General features: G+C 39.4%; 21 protein-coding genes and 1 pseudogene. 8 read left to right on the top strand and 14 right to left on the bottom strand.

The annotated features are described in order from the left end of the window. Positions 1 to 236: 236 nt before the first annotated feature. Positions 237 to 1,589 (top strand): alanine/glycine:cation symporter family protein, encoded by a 1,353-nt coding sequence (locus CIL05_RS18545; protein WP_095657028.1) that lies wholly within the window; start codon positions 237 to 239, stop codon positions 1,587 to 1,589. Positions 1,590 to 1,655: 66 nt separating this feature from the next. Here the strand turns inward: CIL05_RS18545 and CIL05_RS18540 are convergent, their stop codons facing one another. The 3 genes from CIL05_RS18540 to CIL05_RS18530 all read right to left on the bottom strand — a co-directional run bounded on the left by CIL05_RS18540 (position 1,656) and on the right by CIL05_RS18530 (position 4,875). Beyond that, positions 1,656 to 2,321 carry an SOS response-associated peptidase gene (locus CIL05_RS18540; protein ID WP_095657027.1) on the bottom strand — a complete coding sequence of 222 codons (666 nt, stop codon included), beginning with the start codon at positions 2,319 to 2,321 and terminating at the stop codon, positions 1,656 to 1,658. Positions 2,322 to 2,339: 18 nt separating this feature from the next. Next, positions 2,340 to 3,335, bottom strand: a complete 996-nt coding sequence (locus CIL05_RS18535) for a glutaminase (RefSeq protein ID WP_095657026.1) — start codon at positions 3,333 to 3,335, stop codon at positions 2,340 to 2,342. 655 nt (positions 3,336 to 3,990) lie between these two features. Then, positions 3,991 to 4,875, bottom strand: coding sequence for a CAP domain-containing protein (locus tag CIL05_RS18530; RefSeq protein WP_095657092.1), 885 nt, complete (start codon positions 4,873 to 4,875; stop codon positions 3,991 to 3,993). 465 nt (positions 4,876 to 5,340) lie between these two features. Between CIL05_RS18530 and mreBH the strand changes: the two genes are divergently transcribed. Further along, positions 5,341 to 6,348 (top strand): rod-share determining protein MreBH, encoded by a 1,008-nt coding sequence (gene mreBH, locus CIL05_RS18525; protein ID WP_095657025.1) that lies wholly within the window; start codon positions 5,341 to 5,343, stop codon positions 6,346 to 6,348. A 145-nt stretch (positions 6,349 to 6,493) separates the two neighbouring features. Here mreBH and CIL05_RS18520 read toward each other — a convergent pair whose 3' ends face one another. The 4 genes from CIL05_RS18520 to CIL05_RS18505 form a co-directional block, all read right to left on the bottom strand. Beyond that, positions 6,494 to 7,255, bottom strand: coding sequence for an IclR family transcriptional regulator (locus CIL05_RS18520; RefSeq protein ID WP_095657024.1), 762 nt, complete (start codon positions 7,253 to 7,255; stop codon positions 6,494 to 6,496). Positions 7,256 to 7,324: 69 nt separating this feature from the next. After that, on the bottom strand, positions 7,325 to 8,497 hold the full coding sequence (locus CIL05_RS18515; RefSeq protein WP_095657023.1) for a saccharopine dehydrogenase family protein: 1,173 nt from the start codon (positions 8,495 to 8,497) through the stop codon (positions 7,325 to 7,327). A 142-nt stretch (positions 8,498 to 8,639) separates the two neighbouring features. Further along, positions 8,640 to 10,136, bottom strand: a complete 1,497-nt coding sequence (locus CIL05_RS18510; protein ID WP_095657022.1) for an aldehyde dehydrogenase family protein — start codon at positions 10,134 to 10,136, stop codon at positions 8,640 to 8,642. Positions 10,137 to 10,184: 48 nt separating this feature from the next. Further along, entirely contained in the window at positions 10,185 to 11,357 is a 1,173-nt protein-coding gene (locus CIL05_RS18505) for an LL-diaminopimelate aminotransferase (protein WP_095657021.1), read from the bottom strand. A gap of 533 nt (positions 11,358 to 11,890) precedes the next feature. On the opposite strand from CIL05_RS18505, the gene kynU reads away from it, so the two are divergent. The 5 genes from kynU to CIL05_RS18480 all read left to right on the top strand — a co-directional run bounded on the left by kynU (position 11,891) and on the right by CIL05_RS18480 (position 17,990). Next, entirely contained in the window at positions 11,891 to 13,162 is a 1,272-nt protein-coding gene (kynU, locus tag CIL05_RS18500) for a kynureninase (RefSeq protein ID WP_095657020.1), read from the top strand. Further along, the gene (gene kynB, locus CIL05_RS18495) at positions 13,162 to 13,809 is read left to right on the top strand and encodes an arylformamidase (protein ID WP_095657019.1); all 648 of its coding nucleotides are present in this window, start codon (positions 13,162 to 13,164) and stop codon (positions 13,807 to 13,809) included. The genes kynU and kynB overlap by 1 nt, the downstream gene beginning before the upstream one ends. Further along, on the top strand, positions 13,802 to 14,650 hold the full coding sequence (gene kynA, locus CIL05_RS18490) for a tryptophan 2,3-dioxygenase (protein ID WP_095657018.1): 849 nt from the start codon (positions 13,802 to 13,804) through the stop codon (positions 14,648 to 14,650). Before kynB ends, kynA begins: the two co-directional genes overlap by 8 nt. A gap of 601 nt (positions 14,651 to 15,251) precedes the next feature. Beyond that, on the top strand, positions 15,252 to 16,595 hold the full coding sequence (locus tag CIL05_RS18485; RefSeq protein WP_095657017.1) for a sodium-dependent transporter: 1,344 nt from the start codon (positions 15,252 to 15,254) through the stop codon (positions 16,593 to 16,595). 51 nt (positions 16,596 to 16,646) lie between these two features. Beyond that, complete coding sequence (locus CIL05_RS18480; RefSeq protein WP_095657016.1) at positions 16,647 to 17,990, top strand: CoA-disulfide reductase; 1,344 nt, start codon at positions 16,647 to 16,649, stop codon at positions 17,988 to 17,990. A 344-nt stretch (positions 17,991 to 18,334) separates the two neighbouring features. Here the strand turns inward: CIL05_RS18480 and CIL05_RS18475 are convergent, their stop codons facing one another. Together CIL05_RS18475 and CIL05_RS18470 are read right to left on the bottom strand one after the other, a co-directional pair. Next, complete coding sequence (locus CIL05_RS18475) at positions 18,335 to 19,006, bottom strand: hypothetical protein (protein ID WP_095657015.1); 672 nt, start codon at positions 19,004 to 19,006, stop codon at positions 18,335 to 18,337. Positions 19,007 to 19,122: 116 nt separating this feature from the next. Continuing rightward, entirely contained in the window at positions 19,123 to 20,175 is a 1,053-nt protein-coding gene (locus CIL05_RS18470; RefSeq protein WP_095657014.1) for a C45 family autoproteolytic acyltransferase/hydrolase, read from the bottom strand. A 144-nt stretch (positions 20,176 to 20,319) separates the two neighbouring features. Between CIL05_RS18470 and CIL05_RS18465 the strand changes: the two genes are divergently transcribed. After that, positions 20,320 to 22,041 (top strand): DNA-binding protein, encoded by a 1,722-nt coding sequence (locus CIL05_RS18465; RefSeq protein ID WP_095657013.1) that lies wholly within the window; start codon positions 20,320 to 20,322, stop codon positions 22,039 to 22,041. A 355-nt stretch (positions 22,042 to 22,396) separates the two neighbouring features. Here the strand turns inward: CIL05_RS18465 and CIL05_RS18460 are convergent, their stop codons facing one another. From CIL05_RS18460 to ribB, 5 genes and pseudogenes are all read right to left on the bottom strand, one after another. After that, on the bottom strand, positions 22,397 to 24,274 hold the full coding sequence (locus tag CIL05_RS18460) for an ABC-F family ATP-binding cassette domain-containing protein (protein ID WP_095657012.1): 1,878 nt from the start codon (positions 24,272 to 24,274) through the stop codon (positions 22,397 to 22,399). Between the two features lie 31 nt (positions 24,275 to 24,305). After that, the gene (locus CIL05_RS18455) at positions 24,306 to 24,485 is read right to left on the bottom strand and encodes a hypothetical protein (RefSeq protein ID WP_095657011.1); all 180 of its coding nucleotides are present in this window, start codon (positions 24,483 to 24,485) and stop codon (positions 24,306 to 24,308) included. Between the two features lie 40 nt (positions 24,486 to 24,525). Next, positions 24,526 to 24,735 carry a hypothetical protein gene (locus tag CIL05_RS21975; protein WP_100662742.1) on the bottom strand — a complete coding sequence of 70 codons (210 nt, stop codon included), beginning with the start codon at positions 24,733 to 24,735 and terminating at the stop codon, positions 24,526 to 24,528. Between the two features lie 28 nt (positions 24,736 to 24,763). Next, positions 24,764 to 25,234 (bottom strand): 6,7-dimethyl-8-ribityllumazine synthase, encoded by a 471-nt coding sequence (gene ribH / locus CIL05_RS18450; RefSeq protein WP_095657010.1) that lies wholly within the window; start codon positions 25,232 to 25,234, stop codon positions 24,764 to 24,766. A gap of 30 nt (positions 25,235 to 25,264) precedes the next feature. Further along, positions 25,265 to 25,873: pseudogene (gene ribB, locus CIL05_RS18445) on the bottom strand (3,4-dihydroxy-2-butanone-4-phosphate synthase); the annotation flags it as partial. Positions 25,874 to 25,875: the final 2 nt, after the last annotated feature.

Genomic DNA, 25,875 nt, shown 5'->3' with positions numbered 1-25,875 from the left:
ATCATATTTTAACACTTTTCGTAGTTTCACTTATATTATAAGCAACTATTCGAGGGATAAGCAAAGGATTTCCCATAATATACTCTTTTACTTCCCTGACGGCACAAAAATAAACGAAGATTGACGATTTTCCAAATAAAATTAAATGAATTTTAAAAAATAGCTTGACTTTTGTACGTAATTTTCGGAATATTAGTTATAGGTAGAATAGATACTAAATAAAGGAGGAAGAGAAAATGCTAGATATACTTAGTGAGATTAGTGCCTTTGTTTGGGGTCCACCAACACTCATCTTAATAGTTGGTACGGGCTTGTACTTAACGTTTAGACTTGGATTTTTGCAGATTACTGCACTGCCTTATGCTTTAAAGTATGCATTCAGTCCAAAAAAGCAAGATAAAAAGTCAAAAGGTGACATTAGTCACTACCAGGCACTAACAACCGCGATGGCTGCCACTATTGGTACAGGTAATATAGTTGGGGTAGCAACTGCTGTCGTATTGGGTGGTCCAGGGGCAGTTTTCTGGATGTGGATTACCGCAATATTTGGGATGGCAACTAAATATGCCGAAGCAGTTCTTGCCGTAAAATATCGGGTTGAGAACAGCAAAGGAGAAATGTCAGGGGGACCGATGTATTATCTTGAAAAAGGACTAAAACAAAAATGGCTAGGTGTTTTATTCGCCATTTTCGGTGCGATTGCAGCATTTGGAATTGGTAATATGGTTCAATCCAACTCTGTGTCTGATGCATTAGAATCTTCATTTAGTGTCCCTACATGGATAACAGGTATTGTCCTTACAATTTTAACTGGTTTAGTTATTCTTGGCGGAATCAAAAGTATTGGTAGAGTAACCGCATTTTTTGTTCCAATCATGGCATTATTTTATATCATTGGCGGTTTAATCATTATGGTAATTAATTTTGATATGATTCCGTCTGCTGTTAGCCTAATTTTCACAGATGCATTTACAGGTTCCGCACTTGGAGGCGGTATATTAGGAACCGTTATCAGATATGGTGTGGCACGTGGTGTATTCTCCAATGAAGCTGGTCTGGGATCTGCACCGATTGCAGCTGCTGCAGCAAAAACGGATTACCCTGGACGTCAAGGACTTGTTTCCATGACACAGGTGCTTTTTGATACTATAATCGTTTGTTCGATTACTGGAATTACCATTGTAATGGCAAATATGTATTCCAGTGGATTAGACGGTGCTCCTTTAACAAGCGCATCTTTCTCGGCATTCCTAGGTGATACTGGTGGTTATCTTGTGACAATCGCAGTTGTATTCTTTGCCTTTTCTACGCTTGTTGGCTGGTCGTATTATGGAGAGAAATGTTTTAGTTATCTATTCAAAGATAAGGCAATTCCATATTATCGTCTCGTCTTTGTACTTGTAGTATTTTATGGTGCTGTCGAAGTCATTGATGTCGTTTGGTTGATGGCTGATATTATGAACGCATTAATGGCTATTCCAAACTTGATCGGCTTATTAGGGCTATCAGGTGTAGTCGTTTATGAAACGAAGAAATTTATGAAAGTTGCTAAAGAGGAGAAAGCGAAAGAAAAAGCTGGCTCTGCTTAAACAAAGAAAGAGGAAACCTTGAAAAGAAAATTCAGGGTTTCCTCACTTTTATTTGATTGATTCACACTATGCAAGTGGGGCAATACAATTCTCATCATTATTTTTTGCCTTATTGACATAGCTTTGCACATCATACGCTTTAAATTCATCAGCCCTTAAGGTTTGTAAAAATTCATGTGCTTCTTTTGGATGCTGTTTATGTGGTGTGATCCATTCATCTTCTTTATTTTCCGGTAAAATAATTGGCATTCTGTGATGAATATCCTGCATAAACTCATTAGCATCCTTTGTTAATATCGTACATGTAAAAAGCTCTTTATCTTCATCCACCCATTTATCCCAAAGACCGGCAAAAGCAAATAATTTCCGATCAGTAAGCTCTATTCGCTTTGGCTGTTTCTCCTGATCTGTCTTTTTCCATTCATAAAAACTGTCTGCTACAATCAAACATCTTTTTCGTGACATTAAATGCTTGAAGCTTGGTTTTTCATGTGCTGTTTCACTTCTGGCATTGATCATTTTATAGCCGATTTTTTCATCCTTTGCCCATGACGGTACAAGACCCCAGCGCAAATACCCCGCTCGCTTCTCTTTTCCATCGTGAATAATCGCTAACACATTTTGTCCTGGTGCAATGTTATAGCTTGGCTGATAGGAATCAATTGGCTTTTCCAGGTTAAATTCATTTAATATCTCTAATTCATCTGCAAGTAATGTATAGCGTCCACACATTTTAACTTCACCCCACCATTAAAATATACTAAGGTCCCACTGACTGGCAATGTGTCTTAATAAACGAATTCCTGCGATGCTATTCCCTTTATCATCCAGAGCAGGTCCATATACCCCAATCCCGCAACCATTGATAAAAGGCAATTCCTCATCACGAACTCTTGGTGGGGATAATGCGATAATACCACCGGAAACACCACTCTTGGCAGGTATCCCAACATATGCGGCAAACTTTCCTGAAGCATCATACATGCCACATGTCAGCATTAATGCTTTGGCAAGACGGGCGACCTGCCTTGGAATAATTTCTTCCAACGTATTCGGATCCTCCCCATCATTTGCAAGGATCATACCCATTTTAGCCAGATCATCAAGGGTTACTTCGATGGAACATTGTTTAAAATAAGTTTCCAATGTGATATTCATATCTGATTCCAAGAAACCTGTTTCCAATAAATAATAGCCAATCGCCCTGTTTCTCATGGAGGAATCTCTTTCTGATTCATATATATCAACATTCAATGCCGGCCGATAACCAATTATTTTTTCCATCAAGTCAAAGAGTGGTTTCAATTTTTCATCTGAAGTTTTTCCTGGAAGCATGGAAGTAACCGTAATTGCCCCTGCGTTAATTAATGGATTAAAAGGCTTTTTAAGCTGTTGCATTTCCAAATGCATAATAGAATTGAATGCTTCTCCCGTTGGTTCCACGTCAACACGATCGAGAATATAAGATACACCGCGCTCCATACATGCAATGATAAAACTAAAAACCTTCGATATACTTTGGATGGTAAATGGCACCTCGACATCCCCTGAGCTAACCCTCATGCCGTCATTTCCAATAATCGTTATTCCCAAATGGTCCCGATTAGCTTCCTGAAGGATAGGTATATAGGATGCCACCTCTCCATCAGCTGTATGTTTTCTATAAAATGAAACCCAGTCATCAACATAATTTTGCAACCATTCCTGGTTCGTTTCTGTATTCCAATTCACTGTCCCTTGTACCATAGCTATCACCTCACCTCTAGTATGTGTATGCTGCTCTAAAAAAATTGGATATTTTCAGCAGTATATTAACCAATACCCTACTTTTGCTTATCTTTACGTCTCTTCATGAAATATAAGTGATATGATGAAAAGTCGCAAACAATATGAAAGGAAATTCGATCAGTTTGGGCGTAGAGAGACGTTCTATGCGACCGTTCGCTTCTTGCTTTGGTCCATTTGGGCGTAGAGAGGCGTTCAATGTGACCGTTCACTTCTTGCTTTGGTCCGTTCGGGCGTAGAGTGGCGCTCTATGCGACCGTTTGCTTCTTGCTTTGGTCCGTTCGGGCGTAGAGTGGCGCTCTATGCGACCGTTTGCTTCTTTTTTGTTCCGTTCGGGCGTAGAGAGAGGTTCTATTGGACGCTTTACCGTATTATTCTTCAACGTTGGTCGTATATCTGCTTAAATCATTCTAAGAAAAATTATACAGGACTTTGAACATCTGATCTCCTATACCTTTTTCTTAGAAAAATGGCTATCGCCAAGCCTTTTCGGCGATACCTTAGTTGCACTTATGCAAGTAGGTAAGTTTTATACTTTCCTACTTGCCAAAAAACTTCTCCTATAGAACAAAAGAAAGGACTAGCCAAGATGGCTAGTCCTAAAATTATTTGCAATTTATTTTCCAATAAATTGTTGTGTCCAATGGTTTCCTTGCTCTACAAAACCTACACCGATGTGTGTAAAGTTACCGTTTAAAATGTTCGCACGGTGTCCTTCACTGTTCATCCAAGCATTTACAACTTCTTCTGGAGTACGTTGCCCTTTTGCAATGTTCTCACCAGCTGTGCTGTAAGAGATACCAAATTGTTTCATCATATCAAATGGTGAACCATATGTTGGGCTATTGTGTGCAAAGTAGTTATTTGCTGCCATATCATTTGATTTTTCACGAGCTACTTTACTTAGGTTTGTATCAATTTCGAGTGCTGATAGGCCATGTTTTGCTCTTTCCTGATTTGTTAATTCTACTACTTCTTGCTCATACTGACTTAGTTGTTGGTTTTGAGCTTGATTTTGATTTTGTTGCTCTTGTTCTTTAGTTGGTTGTTGTACTGGAGCTTCAGGCTGCTTAGCTGGTTGCTCTTCTTTTTGTACTGGTTGTTCTTCTTTAACCGGAGTTTCTTCTTTTTGTACCGGTTGTTCTTTTTTAGCAGGTGTTTCCTCTTTTTGTTCTGGTTGTTCTTCTTTAGCTGGAGTTTCCTCTTTTTGAACTGGTTGTTTTACTTCTTCTTTTTTAGGTTGTTCTTTTTGTTCAGCTTCAGCTTTGTTCCAACCAAAGTCATTCCAATCTATTTGGAATTTGTTCATATATTTATTTACTGCTTCATTTATATTATTCTCTGAAAGATTACCCCAATTTCCACTTACAGAATAAAAGACTTTATATGAATTAACATTTGATTGATCAGCGTTTGCTGATGCATCTGCTGTTGATTGAAAAGCTCCTCCGAATAACAATGCTGTTGATAAAGCTGTTACGATACCAATTTTCTTAAACATCTTGATGAACATCTCCTTTTGTTTTGTTTGTCTTGCAAAATCATCATAGCATGGGTTTCTTGTAATATTTTTGGCAGGCTTTGCCAATCCTAAAAAAATAGACTCCCCATGTTCATAGAATGATAGAGTAACCCTTTTATTTAATAGACATGACCGAAAAGTGGAAATCAGAGAAATAGGCAAATTTTAAATTAAATGGAAATAAGTACTATAAAATCGCCATTGACACCTCTTAAAATGGGGTTGTTTTATTACAGCACCCTGGAATTTGTAATGATATTGTTACTTGATTTTCTAACGCTGGATGCCTTATTTTTAATAGTAGCGTACTTTATTTATTGGTAGTTTACCAAAATGTGTATCTTGTAAGTCTACCCCCGTAAACTATAATAAATGAAAGAAATGCTATAGAAGGATATACGTATTATATAGACTAGTAAATTGTCATCATTGGAGGATCATATTATGTTATCTACTGCAGAAATCGGTATAGATTTAGGAACTGCAAACATTCTTATATATTCAAAAACTAAAGGAATTGTTTTAAATGAGCCATCTGTTGTGGCTATTGACGTGAATACGAAGCAAGTAGTAGCGGTTGGTGCTGAAGCAAAGGAAATGGTTGGGAAAACGCCTCAGAACATTGTCCCTATTCGTCCATTAAGAGATGGCGTTATTGCTGATTATGATGTTACCACACAAATGCTAAAAGAATTACTGAAAAAAGTAAGTAAGAAATTAGGCTTGTCCATGAGAAAGCCAACAGTTGTTGTTTGCACACCTTCTGGAAGTACCAGTGTGGAACGACGTGCGATCCATAATGCTGTAACAAGCTATGGGGCAAAACATGTTCACCTTATTGAAGAACCGGTTGCAGCGGCGATTGGATCCGACCTGCCGGTTGATGAGCCTGTAGCTAATGTGATTGTTGATATTGGTGGAGGTACTTCAGAAGTTGGGATCATTTCATTTGGCGGTGTTGTTTCCTGTAACTCCGTGCGTATTGGTGGAGACAAAATGGACGATGAAATCATTCATCATATCCGCAAAAACTATAATATTTTAATTGGTGAGCGCACAGCTGAGAATATTAAAATGGAAATCGGTTATGCGCAGGCAGATCATAAAGAAGAAACAATGGAAATACGTGGACGTGATATGGTAACAGGTTTACCAAAAACAGTTACGATTACATCTACAGAAATTTATACAGCTCTAAAAGAATCATTGGAACAAATATTGGAAGCAATCCGATCTACTTTGGAAAACTGTCCACCTGAATTGAGCGGCGATATTGTTGATCATGGTATTGTACTTACTGGTGGCGGCTCCCTTTTAAGTGGCATGCAGGAATGGCTTGCCGATGAAATAATTGTACCAGTACATCTAGCTCCAAGCCCATTGGAATCCGTTGCAATTGGAACCGGCCGGGCAATAAAAATGATTTCAAAACTGCAAAAAGCAGCGAAATAAAGTGATTATGCTCATACATCCAAGATGTGTGAGCATTTTTAATGGGTGTATAGCTGGCGATATTTTCGCTCTCCGGGCGATATATTTGCTCTCCAGACGATAAAATCATTCTCCGGACGATATATTCTCGCTCCGCCCAACACCATTAACTCCCCCCACGATATCCCAGCTTCCCGGAAATTAGTCCTGCTGTTTGCTTTGTCTGTTCCTTGATCCGCTGCAGACTTTCTCCTTCAAAATGACTGGAGAGTCCGCTTACTGTTAATGCAGCAACTACCTGCCCCTGAAAATCATAGATTGGATAGGAGATGCCTGTCGTATCTGCGTCCTGTTCCCCTAAACTATAGGCATATCCCTCCCTCTTTATTCTATCCAGCTCCTGCCTCAATTCCTTTCCATTAATTTTTTTATTAAGTGAAATTAAATCAGATTCATTCAAGACTTCGGCCTGTCTTGTTTTCGGCAAATAAGCAAGCAACATTTTTGGCCCTGATCCGATATACAACGGAGAGCTTTTGCCGATTCTTGTATATAATCGGAGCGCACGGGTACTTTCCACTTTTTCAATATATGTAGCCTCATTATGATTGACGATTACCAGGTGAATGACCTCATTTATATCCTGTGCCAGTTGCTGCATAAAAGGTAATGCTACCCCTCTTATTTCCAGATTTTCTGATACACGCTGTCCCAGTTCGAGCAATTTTATCCCTAAGCGATAGCGGCTATCATGCTCATTTTCCTTTATTTTGTATAAAAATCCACTTGTTTCCAATGACGACAATAATCGATAGGCTGTTGGTTTTGGAATACTTGACTGCTCAGAAATTTCCTTTAGAGAAAGCTCAGGAGAGTCTTCCGTAAATAAATCCAGTAATTTTAATGCTTTGATCACACTTTGATTCATAGTCAAGCTCCTTGATGATAATTTTACAAAAGAAGTTCCCCCCACTATCCGCAGAGGGATGTAGCAGGATTAAATATTTACACGAGATTTTTCTACATTCACTGTCTCTAAAATATTTACTCCACGTTTTGCCATTTCCTTTATATAGGTTTCCCCATAAACAATTTTCTCCGGTGGATAGACACCTTTTTTAGTGATTGTACCATTCCCTATCATTTGTGCAACGACAGAAATCGTGTTAGCAGTAGCTCGGGCCATTGCCGTTACGTTTGTTTTTCTATCCTTATATGTGGTCATTTCATATTCATATGTTGCAGGCACTCCATCTTTTTTACCAGAAACAATTACTCTCAGCAGGACAGCATCATCTTTTTCTCCCAGATCAACAACGGGATCGAGCACCTTCAGCAATACTTCACGTGGGTTGATCATTTGGCCATTTACTTCTACCTCATAATCCATTTTAGTAAGATTCAAATCCACCAGCAACTTGAACTTTTCAGCATGACCGGGATAGCGAATCGTTTTATATTCAAGTGTATCTATATCCGGATACGAAAGTGATAAGGTCGAAGTTCCTCCCGAAGTATGGAAGGCTTCCAATGGACCAAACCTTTCAAAATAAACACGTTCCACCTCTGACAATGATGGGATCTCTTGTTTAATTCCACCTCGAACAATTAGTGACGGGTCGGTATAATGGTCAAACACACCTTCCATCGAAAATACGTGATTGTATTCAAACGGAGGCTCAGGTTTGACCGGAATTCCACCTACATATAGCTTGATAGACTCCAATTCATCCAATTTGCCCGCGCCATGGCCTGATAGAATATTAATCATTCCTGGTGCAACACCAAGATCAGGTATGAGTGTTACACCTGCTGCATCCGCATCATCATGCATTGCTAAAACTTTATCCGTCATGTGGCCGATATGTCCACCAAGATCGACTGAATTCACGCCAACCTCAATTGCTGTTTTAGCAACGATTTCATTAAATGAATAAAATAACGCATTGATAATTACGTCAAATTGACGCATATAATTTGCTAAGTCCTGAGAATCCCCTGCATTTACCTGATATGCTTTAAGCTTAGGAGATTTCAGCTGATCACATACTAATTGCGCTCTGCCCAGATCAATATCTGCCAAACCTACTGCAGCCACACCCGCGCTTGCAGCTAAATCCCGAGCCGCTTCTTTTCCCATTAAACCTGAACCTAATACTCCTATTTTCATACACTTCACTCCCTGTATATGTTATATTTCGATTAATCATCAGCCCGGCACTTTCTATTAGTCTATTACGCTGGGCTTTTTTAGTGTTTTATCAGCTCCGGCAACCTATCACCATGTAGACAGGTTTAAGTTTACCTGCGATTTATTCCACATCAATTTGTGCCCGTTGCAGTTTTCCACTATAGTCTACGTAAATTGCTTTCCATTCGGTAAACACATCCAAGGCCTGCACGCCTGAATCACGATGGCCGTTACCTGTACCTTTTGTACCACCAAATGGTAGGTGAATTTCAGCACCTGTCGTTCCTGCATTTACATAAACAATTCCGGTATCCAAATCACGCTGTGCTTTAAACATGCGGTTTACATCATTTGTAAAGATCGAGCTCGAAAGACCATATGTCACACCATTATTAACTTCAATAGCCTCCTCAAAGCTTTTCACCGGAATTAACGATACAACCGGGCCAAAAATTTCCTCCTGTGCAATCCGCATGTCAGCTGTTGCATCCGTAAATAATGTCGGAGCGAAATAATTTCCCTTGCCATGGTCATCATCTGTTAACTCATAACCACCAGCAAGTAGTTTAGCCCCTTCATTTTTCCCAATATCAATATAACTTTTTATTTTTTCCATTCCCGCATGATTAATAATCGGACCAACCTTAATGGACTCATCCAGGCCGTTACCGATACTCAGATTTTCCATGGATGCAAGCAAGCGTTCTTCCAACGTCTCTTTTACAGATTCATGAACAATTACCCGGCTGCATGCCGTACAACGCTGCCCACTCGTTCCAAAAGCACTCCAAAGAATTCCTTCAACAGCCAGATCTATATCGGCATCATCCATCACGATAACAGCGTTTTTACCACCCATTTCCAGTGATACCTTTTTCAATTGCTTTCCACATTCGCTGGCAATATTTCGTCCTGTATCATTCGATCCTGTAAATGAAATAACACGAATATCATCATGATGAACCATCGCATCACCTACTGCAGACCCTGCACCAAAGACAACATTTATAACCCCTTTTGGCAGCCCTGCTTCTTCAAATATTTTTGCAAGCTCATAGGCCATAATCGGTGTTTCTGTTGCTGGCTTCCATATCACAGCATTACCAGCAACGATAGCAGGGAATGATTTCCATGTAGCAATCGCAATTGGAAAGTTCCATGGTGTTATAATGCCAACAACCCCAACTGGTGTACGCTGACTCATGGCAAATTTATCTTTTAATTCTGCTGGTGTGGTTTGACCGAATAAACGCCTGCCTTCACCTGCCATATAAAACGCCATATCAATTCCTTCCTGTACCTCCCCACGTGCCTCTTCAATCACCTTGCCATTTTCCATCGTTAACAGTTGGGACAGTCTTTCTTTACGTTCCTTCATAATGTATCCAACTTGATAAAGAACTTCTGCACGCTGTGGTGCCGGAACTAGTGCCCATTCCTTCTGTGCCTTTTTAGCTGCTGTAACAGCCGCTTCTACACTCTCATCACCTGATAATGGTACTTGAACAACCTCTTCTCCCGTAGCGGGGTTAATTACTGCAGTGGATTCATTTACTTCCACCCACTCGCCGTTAATATAGTTCGAAAGTTTTTGTGTTTGTAATGTTACTGCTGTCATAAAAATTACCTCCTGAGATTTTATATATTTCACCTGCTAAAAGCTACTTCATACTACCGATAAATTAAGCTGCTTCAAGCGGTTGATCACTTCATCCAATATGCCCGTGGTTACAGATAATGCTATTCTAAAAAAACCCTCTCCTCCTGGGCCAAAAGCTGTCCCTGGTGACACAATAATACCTGCTTCTTCAAGCAGTTTATTCGCAAATGAAACCGAGCTGAAGCCTTCCGGAACCTTTGCCCAAAGAAATATCGTACCTTTTGGTTTTTCAGCAACAATCCCTATTTCATTTAATTTGTTGTACAGTTTTTCCATCCGCTCCTGATAAACTTTATTATTTGCTGTAACAGATGATAAATCACTATTCAATGCAGCTGCAGCAGCTTTTTGAATCGGAAGAAACTGACTTGTATCAATATTGCTTTTTAATGTTGCCAGTGCTTGAATGATTTCTTTGTTTCCGACGACATAGCCAATTCTCCATCCCGTCATATTAAAGGTTTTTGACAGTGAGCCAAATTCCACTGCGTAGTCTTTGGCACCCGGAGCCTGCAGCACACTCGGAGATTTATAATCATCAAATGTGACAAGATCATATGCGGCATCATTTGCAAGAACCAGATTATTCTCCTCGGCAAATGCAACCGTTTCCAAAAAAGTGCTTAATTCGACAGTAGCCGCTGTTGGATTGCTTGGATAATTTAAAAACATCAGCTTGGACCGTTTGATGTCTTCTTTGGATAGATTATCATAAAGTGGTACATAGCCATTTTCTGTATCCAATGGCAGTGGAACACTTTCCCCGCCAGCTAAATGAACACTATTTCGATAAACAGGATAACCTGGATCCGGAACAATTACTGCATCTCCCGGGTTAATCACTGCCTGAATTAAATTGGCTATCCCCTCTTTCGATCCAATCAGTGTTAAAACTTCCTGCTCAGGGTCCAAATCAACCCCATAGTTTTTCTTGTAAAATGCTGCTACCGCTTCTTTAAATTCAACACATCCACTATAGGATGAATACCGATGGTTATCAGGATTCTTAGCTTCCTCCACTAATTTTTCGTAAATAAAATCGGGTGTCGGCAAATCCGGTGCACCAATTCCTAAATCAATCACATCTACCCCCTTGCTTTCAAGTTCTTTTTTCTTTCTTTGAAATTCCGAAAATAAGTATGGTGGCAGATTTTTTACTTTATCGGAAACAAAGGTCATTAGGGTCCCTCCCATTTCATTAAATGAAACGATATTTCATATATATTTTAAGTATAAATCATTATTCCTAAATTTTCAATTGTTTTTAAAATACTGATTATAATTTGTAATAGAAAATTAGAAAACTTGGTTGTCACCAAGCCTTCCGTGACAGCCTAGCCTGCACTTATGCAGTAAGAAAGTATTTTATACTTTCTTAACTGCCTATAGAAAGACGGATTTTTTTGTTAGAATGATACTAATTGAGTGCGTTCAAAAAGGAGGATAAAAAGGACCGAGAAGTTCGAGGCGGTGTAGTTTCGAGCATAAGCCATGCATCTCTGAACATACATCGCACGCAGGAAAGGTGGTTTTTCTTTCCAAGGAGCGGAATGTATGCAATTAGATACATAAGCATACGTTCTAGCACGCAGGAAAAGTGTTTTTCTTTTCCAAGGAGCGGAGAAACAAGCCAACGAAGAAATTCGATGTGTCATTTTTACCGGACTTTTTTGAACATCCACTTATAAACTATGTAGATAAGGAGCACTTCTATGAATACTGAAATAACCTATGCACAGTCTTTAGATGAGCAGGATGAACTTAAAAGCTTTCGTGAGGAATTTTATATTTCAAATGACTTGATTTATTTTGACGGAAATTCATTGGGACTTCTTTCAAAGCGGGCAGAAAAAGCAGTTAATACCTTGATGGAATCCTGGAAAAAGCATGCAATTGATGGATGGTCAGAAGGGGCACATCCATGGTTTTATTTATCCGAAAACTTAGGGAAAATGTCAGCAGATTTAATTGGAGCAAGGCCTGAGGAGGTAATCGTTACAGGATCCACAACAACAAATCTGCATCAGCTCGTATCAAGTTTTTTCAAACCAAAGGGCAAAAAGACGAAAATACTTGCAGATGAATTAAATTTCCCTTCCGATATTTACGCACTAAAAAGTCAGCTGCAACTAAAGGGATTAGACCCTGAAGATCATCTTATACAGGTGAAAAGCAAAAATGGAAATACACTGGAAACTCAGGATATTATTGATGCCATGACAGACGAGGTAGCATTAATTGTATTACCTGCTGTGCTTTACCGGAGTGGACAAATTCTGGATATGGAAAGATTGACAAAAGAAGCACATAAACGGGGTATTCTTATCGGCTTTGATCTATGTCATTCCATCGGCTCTATCCCCCATCAATTAGCTGATTGGCAGGTTGACTTTGCATTTTGGTGTACATATAAGCATTTGAATGGCGGCCCTGGCAGTGTAGGTGGACTTTATGTAAATCAAAAGCATTTCGGAACCTCCCCAGGGCTTGCTGGGTGGTTTGGTTCAGCTAAGGATAAACAATTCGATATGAAGCATACACTAACCCAGGCTGAACATGCAGGGGCCTTCCAAATCGGCACACCACATGTATTAAGTGCAGCACCATTATTGGGATCACTCGAAATGTTCCAGGAAGCTGGGATCAGGAGAATCCGCAAAAAATCGCTAGAGTTAACGAATTACTTAATGGAATTGATTGAAGTAGAACTAGCTGACGATGGATTTAAAATTGTTAACCCGCGGGACGGGCAGACACGTGGTGCACATATTTTTTTGGAACATCCAGAGGCTACTCGCATTTGTAAAGCACTCAAAGCCGATAGTGTCATTCCCGACTTCCGCAATCCAAATGGAATTCGTTTAGCACCAGTTGCACTTTATAATACGTTTGAAGAAGTTTGGCAAATGGTGCAAATTTTAAAAAGGATTATGAAGGAAGAAAGCTATAAAAAATATGAAAACAGCCGAGGTGTTATCGCATAATGACAAAATGGATTGATATTTCTCAAAGGTTGACAAACGATATGGCATGCTGGCCCGGAGATACTCCCTTCTCCTTTTCCCTAACCTATTCAAAAGAACAAACAGGCTCTGTTAATATTGGCCAAATGACTGCAAGCCTGCATACAGGGACACATGTTGATGCCCCCTTCCACTATGATGATAATGGAAAAACAATCGATCAGCTGGATATAAATCGATATATTGGAAGGGCTGTGGTTATTGATGTCAGTCATGTAGAAAAAATTACAGCTAACGTGTTACAGGAGTTTGATTTAGATGGCGTGAAACGGCTTCTCTTGCACACGTCCCTGCCAAATAACCCGAAACGCTTTCCGGATACAATGCCGATTCTTGATCCGGATACTGCACCATACTTAAAGGAAAAAGGTGTCATCCTAATCGGTGTGGATATGCCCTCTGTGGATCCTGCCGATAGTAAAAACATCGAAACACATCAGGCATTATATAAACATGGGATTAACATTCTGGAAAATATTATGCTGGATCATGTACAAACGGGTACCTATGAATTAATTGCGCTGCCACTGTCAATAGATGGAGCTGACGGCAGCCCGGTACGAGCTGTTATACGTCCAATTAAAGAAAGTGGGAACTTATATGACTGATAATAAATATGGTGATACATTTAAATCCGAAAAAGGTATCCATACAGATTTTATTGAGAAAATGACCTATGGTGATTATTTACAGCTTGATACATTATTATCCAGTCAGAAACGATTATCTGATCATCATGATGAAATGCTATTTATTATCATCCATCATGTCAGTGAGCTTTGGCTCAAGTTAATTATTCATGAAACCCAAGGCGCAGTGGCAGCAATTCAGCGTGGGGAACTTCAGGCTTCCTTTAAAATGCTTGCACGTGTTTCTAAAATACAATCACAAATTATTCAGGCCTGGGATGTTTTATCCACTTTAACTCCAGCGGAATACATGGAATTCCGTGATAAGTTAGGCAATGCTTCCGGGTTCCAATCCTACCAATATCGCCTGGTCGAATTTGTTCTTGGATATAAAACGCCATTTATCCTAAAAATATATAAAAAGGATCCAGAGCTCCATGAAATTCTGGAAAAAGCCTATCATTCCCCGGGACTTTATGATGTTGCGATTCAGGCACTTGCTCGAAGTGGCTTTCCTATTGACGAGGCTGTTTTAACACGTGATTTTTCCAAAACATATAAAAAAGACGCATCTGTGGAGCAGGCTTGGCTTGCGGTATACAAAAATGTTGATAAATACTGGGATCTTTATCAGCTTGGAGAAAAACTGGTGGACATTGAAGATTGGTTCCAGCAATGGCGCTTCAGACATATGAAAACTGTTGAGCGAATCATCGGCCACAAAACAGGAACCGGTGGATCGTCAGGTGTTGGCTATTTGAAAAAGGTGCTCGATCACTATTTCTTCCCCGAACTGTGGGATATTCGAACAAAAATATGAGCATTATTAAAAGCTTTTGTCGTAAGTTTTGGGACTGCACTTCGTTCGTCCCATCGAAACCATTTGTTGCTTTATAATCTTTGGAATAAATGTAAACTACGACGTATGTGCTTGGTTGTTTTCCGCTGCGGACCCGTTGCTTTCCGCGGGCACGGCTTCAGCCTCCTCGCGGAAGATCACCGCTGTGGGGTCTTCAGACACGTGCTGTTCCCGCAGGAGTCAACGGTCCTCCGCTCCAAACAACAACCATAAAAGTGGATGCAATTGTTGATTTAATCAAGTGTTAGATCACTTTTGAAGTTGACAAGCACAATACCAGCGGAGGAAATATACGAAGACTCCTGCGGGATGAAAGGCATCGGTGAGACCCCGTAGTGCGTAGCACGAGGAGGCTCACCAGCCGCCCGCGGAAAGCGTAGTGTATTTCTGTAGCGTTGAATTAGCACTCATCTCCTAAAGAGTGGGAGGAAGTTCCGCTAAAATTATAACGCAGTTTTTTCTGATAAAACAAAAATTTTCACAGCCTTATAAAAAACTATATACACATGTTATACTAAAAAGATGTTTTTCAACTCAGATTTACTATGAAAGGAAGGCAAACATGCAAACAAAAAAAGATCAATGGTCGACGAAACTCGGCTTTATTTTATCATCAGCAGGAGCTGCTATCGGCCTTGGGGCAATTTGGAAATTCCCTTATATGACGGGAATGAATGGTGGAGGAGCCTTTTTCCTATTATTTATTGCCTTTACTATCATCATTGGCCTTCCTATATTAATTGCTGAATTCATTATAGGCAGAGGTGCTGAGAAAGAAGCCGTCAGCGCCTATAAAAAGCTTGCACCGAAAAGCTTATGGTCCATCATCGGGAAATGGGGTGTTGCCGGTGCATTTCTCCTTATGTCTTTTTACAGTGTTGTTGGTGGGTGGGTACTTACCTATAGTGGTTTATCCATACCAGGGATGATTATTCGGGACGGAGCTAATTACCCGGAGTTATTTGCCAGCATAACAGGAAACCCGATGATTACGATTCTTGCCCATGGATTATTTATCCTGATTAATGTCATCGTCATTTCATATGGAATTAAAGATGGAATTGAGAAATCCAGTAAAATTCTAATGCCATTATTATTTGTGTTTTTTATTATTCTCGTCATTCGTGCAGTTACTTTCGAAGGGGCTATGGAAGGAATCCAATTCTTTCTTCAACCCGATTTTTCCAAATTAAATGCGGAAAATGTTCTGTATGCACTTGGGCAGTCTTTCTTCTCCCTGGCTGTTGGTATTTCTGTGATGGTTACCTACAGCTCCTATTTGAAAAAAGATGTAAGTCTTCCAATGTCAGCAGGCTCTGTCTCGATCATGAATATTTTCGTTTCCCTGCTGGCTGGTTTGGCCATATTCCCTGTTGTATTCGCATTTGGACTTGAACCAGCAGAAGGACCAGGTCTTTTGTTTATCGTCTTGCCAGAAGCCTTTGCTCAAATGCCATTTGGTGAAATTTTCCTAAGCTTATTTTTATTATTATTCCTATTCGCTGTGTTAACCTCATCGTTTAGTATGCTGGAGATTATTACATCTGCATTCACAGAGAAAAAAGAACGTTCACGTAAAAAAGTAGCTGCCATTGCAGGGGTGGTAGTCTTCATTGCAGGGATTCCTGCTGCATTATCATCCAGTAATTTAGCTGATTTTAAAATCTTTGGTTTAACCATTTTTGATGCAACTGATTTTCTGGTAAGTAATATAATGCTTCCGGGCGGGTGTTTATTAATCGCTCTGTTTATCGGCTTTAAAATGGATAAAACACTTATCAGGCAGGAATTTTTCTATGGGAACCGCTTATCTCCAGGCATCTACCAGGTATGGTTTCAGTTAATGCGCTGGATTGTTCCAATCACGATTATAATCGTTTTCCTTGGGTCACTAGGGATACTTTAGGGTACGATTAGAAGTAGAGGTTCGTAAACTCTGGTAAAGGGGAGAATATGAATGACACAAAAAGTCGTCATTGTCGGCGGCGTTGGTGGCGGTGCTACTGTAGCTGCACAAATTCGCAGGAATGATAAGGATTCGGAAGTCATTATTTTTGATAAAGGGAATCATATTTCTTTTTCCAATTGCGGCATGCCCTATTATATTGGCGGAACAGTTGAGGAACGGGATAATTTATTAATTCCCACAGATAAATTTATGGAAAAATACGATGTCGATGTTAGAGTTAACAGTGAAGTAATCGCCATCGACCGTAATCAAAAACTTATTCAATACAGCACGGCTTCAGGGATAAAGGAAGAAACATATGACAAGCTTATCTTATCTCCAGGCGCATCAGCTAATGCTCCAAATATAGAGGGAATTAATGAGAAGCGAACATTTACATTGCACACGATACCAGATATGGATCAGATCCACTCATTTATAAAGGAAAAAAAGCCAAAAACTGCAGCCATTGTCGGAGCAGGCTTTATTGGTATGGAAATGGTTGAAAACCTGCATGCTCTGGGATTGGATTGCACTGTCATTGACAGGTCCAAGCAGGTCACGAAAATAATCGAAAAAGACATGGCCTCCATTGTTGAGGATCATCTGAAGGAAAAAAATGTAAAACTTATTCTGGATGATGGGCTGGCTTCTTTTTCCAATGATGGCAGAGAGCTTCTGCTAACAAGTGGTAAGACTGTTCAGGCAGATATGACCATACTGGCAATTGGGATAAAACCAAACACAAAGCTTGCGATTGATGCCTCATTGAAGCTGGGAGAAACAGGAGCAATTCATGTAAATGAGTTTATGCAAACGACAGATCCGGATATTTACGCTTTAGGTGATGCCGTTGAAACAATGGATCAAATTACAAAAACAACAAGACATGTTGCGCTTGCCTGGCCGGCACATAGACAGGCATTCATTATTGCGAGCCATCTTGATGGAGAAATTATTGCGTACAGCGGAACACTCGGCTCAGCAATTTTAAAGATTTTTGATTTAACGGTGGGAGCAACAGGACATACTAGTACCTCCCTTAAACGCCTTGGGTATACATTTAAAGAAGCGACATTATCAACGTACTCCTATGCAAGGTATTATCCAGGTTCTGATAAGCTTTGGCTGAAAGTATTATTTGATGAAAAATCTGGGGCAATCTATGGTGCTCATGTCGTAGGTTTTGCAGGTGCCGATAAACGACTTGCTGTATTAGCTACTGCAATTAAGGCTAAATTAACGGTGGCTGATTTGCCCGAGCTTGAGCTCGCATATGCTCCACCATATTCCAGTTCAAAGGATCCAATAAATATTCTGGGATATAAAGCAAGTGCAGCATTAGAGCGATAAGGCAGGGTTTAGTTGCAATGGGGAGCAAATTATTTGCTCTCCATTTTAATTTGGTATGGTTTTGAGGATAGTTGAGAGATAGCTGCTGTTTGTTGAGAGACAACTGCCGATAGTTGAGAGACAACTGCCTAAAGTTGAGACACAGCAAGTGTTAGTTGAGAGATAAACCTATTTAGTTAGTTTATCTCTCAACTTCTATCTTAAGTCTCTCAACTTTCCACTCCACTCTCTTAACTTCCATCTAATATCTCTCAACCCAAAATCCTCTAGCTTCAAGCAAACGTCTTCCATTACCATAAATGCAAAAAATCCCAGCTGCATTCGGCTGGGATTTTCTTAAATAGTTACAGATCTTCTTCAAATCGGTAGACAAGCTTAAAGTTATTTTCATTTAATAATTCGGCAACATGAACACGTGTACCATGACCAAAGATGACTTCATCTTGTGTCATTGCAACGATCATTGATTTAACGTCGTTTTGTACATCAATATAAATATCACCAACAACAGGCTTCAATGAATTATCACTTTCAGCTAAGTAAGAAATGGATTCATCCTGAAGTTGCTGTTCCTCTGGTACTAAATTTTTATCAAAATAGGCGATTTCCTGACTAGCATCTGCTCTTCCTGGAACCAATACGACATATTCACTATGTTTAACGCCATTATCTCTTGTTGTTACAACATTTCCATCTTCAACACTATCCACTTTTTCAATTTCATTCAGTGAATAATGATCAAGAAAGTCCGGGGCCGGCTTAACAATTAAAATATAATCTCCAGGTTCCGGTTTGCTATCTTTATCAATGGTGTACCGTTTGCCATAAAAAATAAATGTATCATTATGCTTTGGTTTAAAATAATCAATTTCACTTGCTCTGGTTAAAATCTGCTGCATGTCTTTCAAACGATACAAGTGAACTGACATTTTAAACATAGGTTTGACTGAATACACCTTATGCAGTTCATTTTTGTAAAAAACAAATTGTCCTTTTCTAACATGAAATAGTTTCACATTCCTACCTCCTATTTTAGATACACATAATAATTATTTATAAGATCATTTCTTATTTTCCCATAACTGCCCCTTATTTAAACATAATTTTTCATAAAAGTATACTATAAAATTATTTACCGTACATTCGCTTCCATATGTACAAAAGGAAGCTCTGTATCAACCACACCCAGAATCTGTTTAGTTTTCATATTTTCTCCGCGCAACCATTGATTAAAATCAAAAATTATAGGTTCACGATTTCCTCCCAATGCAAACCATGCCTTCTTTTGTTTTGGAAAGTAAGCAGATGTATGAATGGTACCTGCCCAATTTTTATATTGCGTAGAAAATACACCTTTATCCGGATCATTCAACAGGCGAAATGCTTTATAGGCATCTGTCACTTTACTTTCCTGCTTTTTAATTGCCTCCATCCGCTTATATGAATCATCCAGATGGTGGCGATTCTCATCCTTCAACAATTCAAAATGATTTGTGCAAACATTGGATTTACGCACCTCCACCCCTCTTGGTGTAGCTTCAACAACAAATGTTTCTTCCTCTTCATCCAGCACAATATAGCTGAATGAATGGCGATGCGGTATTTCCTTCAACAGGGTAATGGCCTCACCAACAGTTGCACAGTTTTCCAAAACAATTCGGCCAATCATATTACAGATAAACCCATCCTCAGGCTTCTTCCGGTGCATGAAATTATAGCCCAGTGCAAGCCCCTTTTCATTCATGCCATCCATCCTGCCTGTTATTCGTTGAGATGGCCCGATCACTGCATACCCCTGGTCTGTTGGCTGATAAATCGTATAGCGCCCCTCATACGTTTTTGGATGATAATCATAGTTTCGGATCATATAATCAGATCCTGTGAAAATAGAACAGCCGCTTTTCATATATTCAAGCCGATAGCCGCCAAATTCCTGCAGCACCTCCTCTATCGTCCATCCCAATGCATCCTGAAGACCCAATAACTCATCCCAAATGCCTGGCGCAAAAGGAAGGATTGCATCTTTCACTTCCTCCGCTGTAATGATAAACCTCGGCCTCCTTATCTTCCATTGTTTATTACGATTTTGAATGGTAAAAGAATCCTTTAATAAATTTCCCTGCATATATCCAAAATCATAATGACTTCCCCGAAATTGAATTACATCACTATATATCTGTTTCATTCAATCATCCCTCTTTAATCATTTCAACTTACTTACAGTTTAAGCGATTCGGTTCATTTAAGAAAAGAATCCGTATCATTTTGAAACTTTCTAAGGGCTTCATCCGTAAGAATAATTGGAGAAATAATTTTAGGAGATGAACATATGACAGGAATATTAACAACAACGATTCTCTCATTCATTTTGTATTTTATTATTGCTTTATATTTTATTGGTAAAAATAAAAAGCAACGTGTAACTACAATTAAAGCAGTTGCACTAATTTTTGCGATTCTATTTATTATTGGCGCAATTATCATTTATATACTGATGCCCGCCATTACGATTCCAAATATTACTATAGCAAATCTAATTATTGGTTTTGTAGGTATGCTTGGATTGTACGGCTTAACAACTAGCCAGCCGTTTACAAAATCGAGCAAGAATTTTGATGTGGTAACAGGTGGGATTATATTACTCGCAGTTATTGCCATTCCTGCCTTTATTATTTTAGGAATATTTGCGTTGGGAGATTCGCATGATTCCATTGTGAAGGAAGAAGTGGAGGAGGCAAAACCACTTGATAAAGATGCTTCACCAATTGTAGTTTCACCGGAATTCGCTCGAAATAAGGTACAAAAATCAATGAGTGTTGTGCCGAACACGCAGTTTTATGATTTGGGAAAACTTCAGGTACAAAAAATAAATGATGATATCGTATTTGTTGCACCAGTTGAGTTTTCCGGTTTCTGGCGTTATTTCCGTGGAAAAGAAACAGAAGGATATTTTACGATTTCTGCCACCGATATCAATGCACAGCCAAGCTTTGTAGAAAGCAAAATGAAATATACAAACTCAAGTTATTTTAATCATAATATCCAGCGCACTATTTATAATGCACATCCGAGCTACATTCAAAGCGGTGAAGCGCAAATTGAAGTGGATGAGGATGGCAAGCCATGGTATGTGCAAACATTGTATAAACCAATTGGCTTAACGAATAAACCTGATATGAGTAAGCTAAACGTTGCAGTTGTTGATCCCGTAACAAGTGATGTTACCTTATATGATACTGCTGAAGCACCGGATTTCGTTGATGGTTCGATAAGCTCCGAAATGGCTTCAGATGAGAATGAGTACTTCGGGAAATATATACACGGCTGGTTGAATTCAGTCTTCGGTAAAAAAGATGTGAAAATTCCAAATGAGTCTGGAACTGAAAGTAGTGTAACACCGATATTTGATGAAAATGGGGATATGCATTATTTCACAGACATGTCTTCACCAAAGGAAAATATTGATTCTGCACTTGGTTATACACTGATCAATGCCCGAACAGGTGAGTTAGTTTACTATAACGGGGATAAAAATAGTGGAATCATGGATAGTAAAGGGGCAAAGGAAATCGTTAATAAAGAGTTCCCTGAAAAAAACTGGACTGGTTCTATGCCTATTTTATATAACATTGATGGGGACCCAACATGGGTTGTGAATGTGTTAGATCCAAACGGTCTGTTTAAACATTACGCCTATATTAAAGCAGCCGATTCTGATTTTGTTGTGTTTGGTGATACAGCAAGACAAACACTGGAAGCATACCGCCTGGCACTTGCTACAGATCCAAGTAATGTTCAATCAACAGAAGAAGGTGCATTGGAGGACCGCAGTGGCGAGGTTGCCCGTGTTTTAGTTACGACACAGGATAAAAGTCAGATTGTCCAATTCCTATTAAATGGAGATAAAACAATTTATACAATAAACTCCGGTAAGGCCCCACTGTCCATATTCCTGAAAGAAGGCGACAGCGTACAGCTGGAAGCGAATATTCGGGATAATGGTACAGGAATCGTTGAGCGTATTGAGATTGAGGGATTGACGGGGAATTAACTTGATGTGAAGCTGTCGGGCATAGTTGCCCGGCAGTTTTTTTGTGCTGTACTCCGGATGATATATTTCCTCTCCAGACGATATATCTGGGCTCCGGACGATATTTTTCCTTTCCAGACGATATAACTGGGCTCCGGATGATATTTTTCCTCTCCGGACGATATATCTGGGCTCCGGATGATATTTTTCCTCTCCGGACGATATATCTGGGCTCCGGATGGTATTTTTCCTCTCCGGACGATATATCTGGGCTCCAGCAGATATAATTCCTATCCGGACGATATATCACTGCTTCAGCAGATAATTTCTCTCCAGATAAAAATCGACCTGGAAGACAATCTTCCAGGTCGATTTATTATTTATTTTCCATCTCTTCCACCAGCAATGAGAGCTCTTCCCAGCGCTCCATTTTTGCTTCTAGATCTGCTTCTATTTTTTGTTGTTCCCCGTACAATTCCTGAACTTTTTCGGAGTCACTGCCTGCTTCGACAATTCCCTGCTGCAGTTCTTCTATTTTTCCTTCCAATTCCATAATCACATCTTCAATACTTTCCCATTCCTTTTGTTCCATGTAAGACAGCTTTTTCTTTTGCTTTTTCGGTTTGGGTTCACCTTTGGCAGGTTTCGTTTTAGTCTCAGCATTTTCTCTATGCTGTTCTATATATTCACTGTAATTTCCAAAAAAGTTCTTGTGTTTGCCTTCACCAGTAAATACTAATAAACGATCAACCACCCGATCTAAAAAGTAACGATCGTGGGATACAGTAATAACAACGCCTGGGAAATTATCAAGGTATTCCTCCAATACACTCAATGTCTGTACATCCAGATCATTTGTTGGTTCATCTAAAAACAATACATTTGGCTCCGTCATTAAAACCTTCAGCAAATATAGCCGGCGTCTTTCCCCACCCGATAGTTTTCGAATATAGGTCCACTGCTCGGCCCTCGAAAATAAAAACCGCTCAAGCATTTGTTCCGCAGTAATAACGTCTCCATCGATCGTATGAATGACTTCGGCAACCTCTTTAATATAATCGATGATTCGCATACTGCCATCCAGCTCTTCTTCACCTTGTGTATAGTAACCAATTCTAACGGTTTCCCCTATTTCAATTTCACCTTGATCTGGAGGAATGCGCTCAGCCATTATATTCAATAATGTTGTTTTGCCGGAACCATTTGCCCCAATAATTCCAAGCCTTTCACCAGGCACCACGAGATGGCTGAAATCATCCAGCAATGTTTTTCCATCATAGGATTTTTCAATATTTTTTACTTCAATTACTTTTTTCCCAAGTCTTATCGAGCCCACCTGGAATTCCACATTTTGTTTTTTTGTATCAAAGGTTTTCTCCTTCATTTCCTCCACACGGCCGATTCTTGCCTTTTGCTTTGTCGAGCGTGCTTTTGCTCCACGTTTCAGCCAGGCAAGCTCTCGCCGCAATGTGTTTTGATGTTTTAGTTCACTGCTTTCTTCCAGTGCTTCCCGCTCGGCTTTTTTCTCTAAGAAAATTTCATAATTGCCTTCATAAATATATAGATTACCATTATCCAGCTCAAAGATTCGATTTGTTACACGATTTAAAAAATACCTGTCATGTGTCACAAGCACTAAAGAACCTTTATACATTTGCAGAAATTTTTCTAGCCATTCTACGGTTTCATTATCCAAATGGTTTGTTGGCTCATCAAGGATTAATAAATCTGCAGGCTGAATGAGGGCCTTCGCAATGGCAACACGCTTTTTCTGGCCACCTGAAAGCTCTGTCACCTGTTTATTAAAATCAGTAATCCCTAATTTTGTCAGCACTGTCTTAGCTGTTGTATTGGCTTCCCATGCTTCATGTTCATCCATTTTTTGCTGTAGTTTAAGCAATTTGGACTGTGCCTCGTCATTTGTTGCATCACTTTGAAGCTTTAGGAGAGCATCTTCATATTCCCTCATCAGTTTCATCACAGTAGATTCCCCATAATAAATCTGCTCGATAACTGTTAAGCTCGGATCAAGCTGTGGATCCTGTGCTAAATATTCAATATGGTAATCTTTCGCATGCTTAATTACACCTTTTTCCGGTGTTTCGATTCCTGCAATTGTTTTTAAAAATGTTGACTTACCAGTCCCATTTACACCGATTAAGCCGATCCGTTCCCTTTCAGCTATTGTACAAGTAATCTCATTAAACAACACTTTTTCTCCAAATGATTTATATAAATTTTCAATAGTCAGCATGTGTAAGAACCTTCCTTAAAAAATAGTATTCTTATTTTGTTTGATTTTTTTTACTAAACAATGCTTTCAATACGATAACGATTAAAAATAATAACCAGGATGTAACGACATAGAAAACAACTTTACTTGCTTCATTCATGTCAGAAAAAAAGAATGCCATTCCCGTCCATATGACTCCAATCATAATCAGTTGCGTGACTAAAAGTTTCATGTGTATTCCTCCGAATCAGTAAAATTACCCACATTCCAGTTTATCCTACTGTAGACCATTTTTCCATAAAAATAGCCGGGAGTGCATTCGATTTATCAGCATCCCGGCTATTTATTGTTTGGCTTATCTTTTCGATCTGATGTGAATACTCAATTTGTGGTAATTCTAACTCGATTCGATGTACTCTTCCCAAATTCGGTTTCCAGTTGCTCGGGTGATTCGCTCGTTCGATTGTAAGTGGCCTACTCAATCGATTCAAGTCCAATAGCTTAAAAACTCTACTCCCCCATACTCCGTAAAATATTCGCCATTTCAATTGCGGATACAGCTGCTTCTGAGCCTTTATTCCCTGCTTTTGTCCCGGCACGTTCAATTGCCTGTTCGATTGTTTCCGTTGTTAACACACCAAAAATAACCGGCTTTCCGGATTGGACTGATGCGTTGGAAACACCCTTTGCTGCCTCGTTGCAAACATAATCAAAATGTGGTGTGGAACCTCTGATCACTGTTCCCAGTGTAATCACTGCATCATACGCAGAATTTGCAGCCATTTTACTTGCGATTAATGGAAGCTCAAATGCTCCTGGAACCCAGGCAATATCAATGTTCTCCTCAGCAACACCGTGCCTTTTTAATGTATCTGTAGCTCCATCCAGCAATTTACCTGTAATAAATTCGTTGAATCTTGCTACAACAATTCCTATTTTTAAATCTGTTCCCACTAAATTTCCTTCAAAAATTTTTCCCATGCTTATCGTCCCCTTCATTTAACTATGGATTTGTTTCACTATTTTTTTCTGATAATCAACCAATGCTTCAATGGTAATTATTTTCAAGTCAAATTCCTGAGCCATTAGCTTTAGATCCGGCACGCGGGCCATTGTTCCATCCTCTTTAATAATTTCACAAATTACACCAGATGGAAAAGCACCACTCAATTTTGCTAAATCAACAGAAGCTTCGGTATGACCACGTCTGCTCAAAACACCACCAGTTTTTGCGACAAGTGGAAAGACATGACCAGGCCGTTTGAAATCTGCTGCCTTCGCATTTGTATTTGCTAATGCCTGAATCGTTTTAGCGCGTTCATTCGCACTAATACCTGTCGTTGTATCCATATGATCAATTGTAACTGTAAAAGCCGTACCTAATGGATCCGTACTTTGATCAGTCATTAAGGAAAGACCAATTTTATTGGCATGGTCTGCTTGAATCGTTGTACAGACAAGTCCTTTTCCATAGGTGATCATAAAATTAATCATTTCGGGTGTCGCTTTTTCCGAAAGTGCCACAAGATCACCTTCGTTTTCCCTATTTTCGTCATCTACAACAATGATTGATTTACCCATTTTCAAATCACTTATTGCCTCTTCGATTGTATGAAACATCT

Origin of the sequence: Virgibacillus profundi, assembly GCF_002287375.1 — a bacterium.
Taxonomy (GTDB): Bacteria; Bacillota; Bacilli; order Bacillales; family Amphibacillaceae; genus Virgibacillus_K; species Virgibacillus_K profundi.
This window is presented reverse-complemented; position numbering and strand designations above follow the sequence as displayed.

Excerpts from the sequence above, each read along its gene's own strand:
- kynB (WP_095657019.1), top strand. The coding sequence starts at position 13,162 with ATGACAAAATGGATTGATATTTCTCAAAGGTTGACAAACGATATGGCA.
- CIL05_RS18460 (WP_095657012.1), bottom strand. The coding sequence starts at position 24,274 with ATGCTGACTATTGAAAATTTATATAAATCATTTGGAGAAAAAGTGTTG.
- CIL05_RS18515 (WP_095657023.1), bottom strand. The coding sequence starts at position 8,497 with ATGAAAATAGGAGTATTAGGTTCAGGTTTAATGGGAAAAGAAGCGGCT.
- CIL05_RS18530 (WP_095657092.1), bottom strand. The coding sequence starts at position 4,875 with ATGTTTAAGAAAATTGGTATCGTAACAGCTTTATCAACAGCATTGTTA.
- kynA (WP_095657018.1), top strand. The coding sequence starts at position 13,802 with ATGACTGATAATAAATATGGTGATACATTTAAATCCGAAAAAGGTATC.
- CIL05_RS18520 (WP_095657024.1), bottom strand. The coding sequence starts at position 7,255 with ATGAATCAAAGTGTGATCAAAGCATTAAAATTACTGGATTTATTTACG.
- CIL05_RS18470 (WP_095657014.1), bottom strand. The coding sequence starts at position 20,175 with ATGAAACAGATATATAGTGATGTAATTCAATTTCGGGGAAGTCATTAT.
- CIL05_RS18505 (WP_095657021.1), bottom strand. The coding sequence starts at position 11,357 with ATGACCTTTGTTTCCGATAAAGTAAAAAATCTGCCACCATACTTATTT.
- kynU (WP_095657020.1), top strand. The coding sequence starts at position 11,891 with ATGAATACTGAAATAACCTATGCACAGTCTTTAGATGAGCAGGATGAA.
- mreBH (WP_095657025.1), top strand. The coding sequence starts at position 5,341 with ATGTTATCTACTGCAGAAATCGGTATAGATTTAGGAACTGCAAACATT.
- CIL05_RS18535 (WP_095657026.1), bottom strand. The coding sequence starts at position 3,335 with ATGGTACAAGGGACAGTGAATTGGAATACAGAAACGAACCAGGAATGG.
- CIL05_RS18465 (WP_095657013.1), top strand. The coding sequence starts at position 20,320 with ATGACAGGAATATTAACAACAACGATTCTCTCATTCATTTTGTATTTT.
- CIL05_RS18480 (WP_095657016.1), top strand. The coding sequence starts at position 16,647 with ATGACACAAAAAGTCGTCATTGTCGGCGGCGTTGGTGGCGGTGCTACT.
- CIL05_RS18540 (WP_095657027.1), bottom strand. The coding sequence starts at position 2,321 with ATGTGTGGACGCTATACATTACTTGCAGATGAATTAGAGATATTAAAT.
- ribH (WP_095657010.1), bottom strand. The coding sequence starts at position 25,234 with ATGGGAAAAATTTTTGAAGGAAATTTAGTGGGAACAGATTTAAAAATA.
- CIL05_RS18510 (WP_095657022.1), bottom strand. The coding sequence starts at position 10,136 with ATGACAGCAGTAACATTACAAACACAAAAACTTTCGAACTATATTAAC.
- CIL05_RS18485 (WP_095657017.1), top strand. The coding sequence starts at position 15,252 with ATGCAAACAAAAAAAGATCAATGGTCGACGAAACTCGGCTTTATTTTA.
- CIL05_RS18455 (WP_095657011.1), bottom strand. The coding sequence starts at position 24,485 with ATGAAACTTTTAGTCACGCAACTGATTATGATTGGAGTCATATGGACG.
- CIL05_RS18545 (WP_095657028.1), top strand. The coding sequence starts at position 237 with ATGCTAGATATACTTAGTGAGATTAGTGCCTTTGTTTGGGGTCCACCA.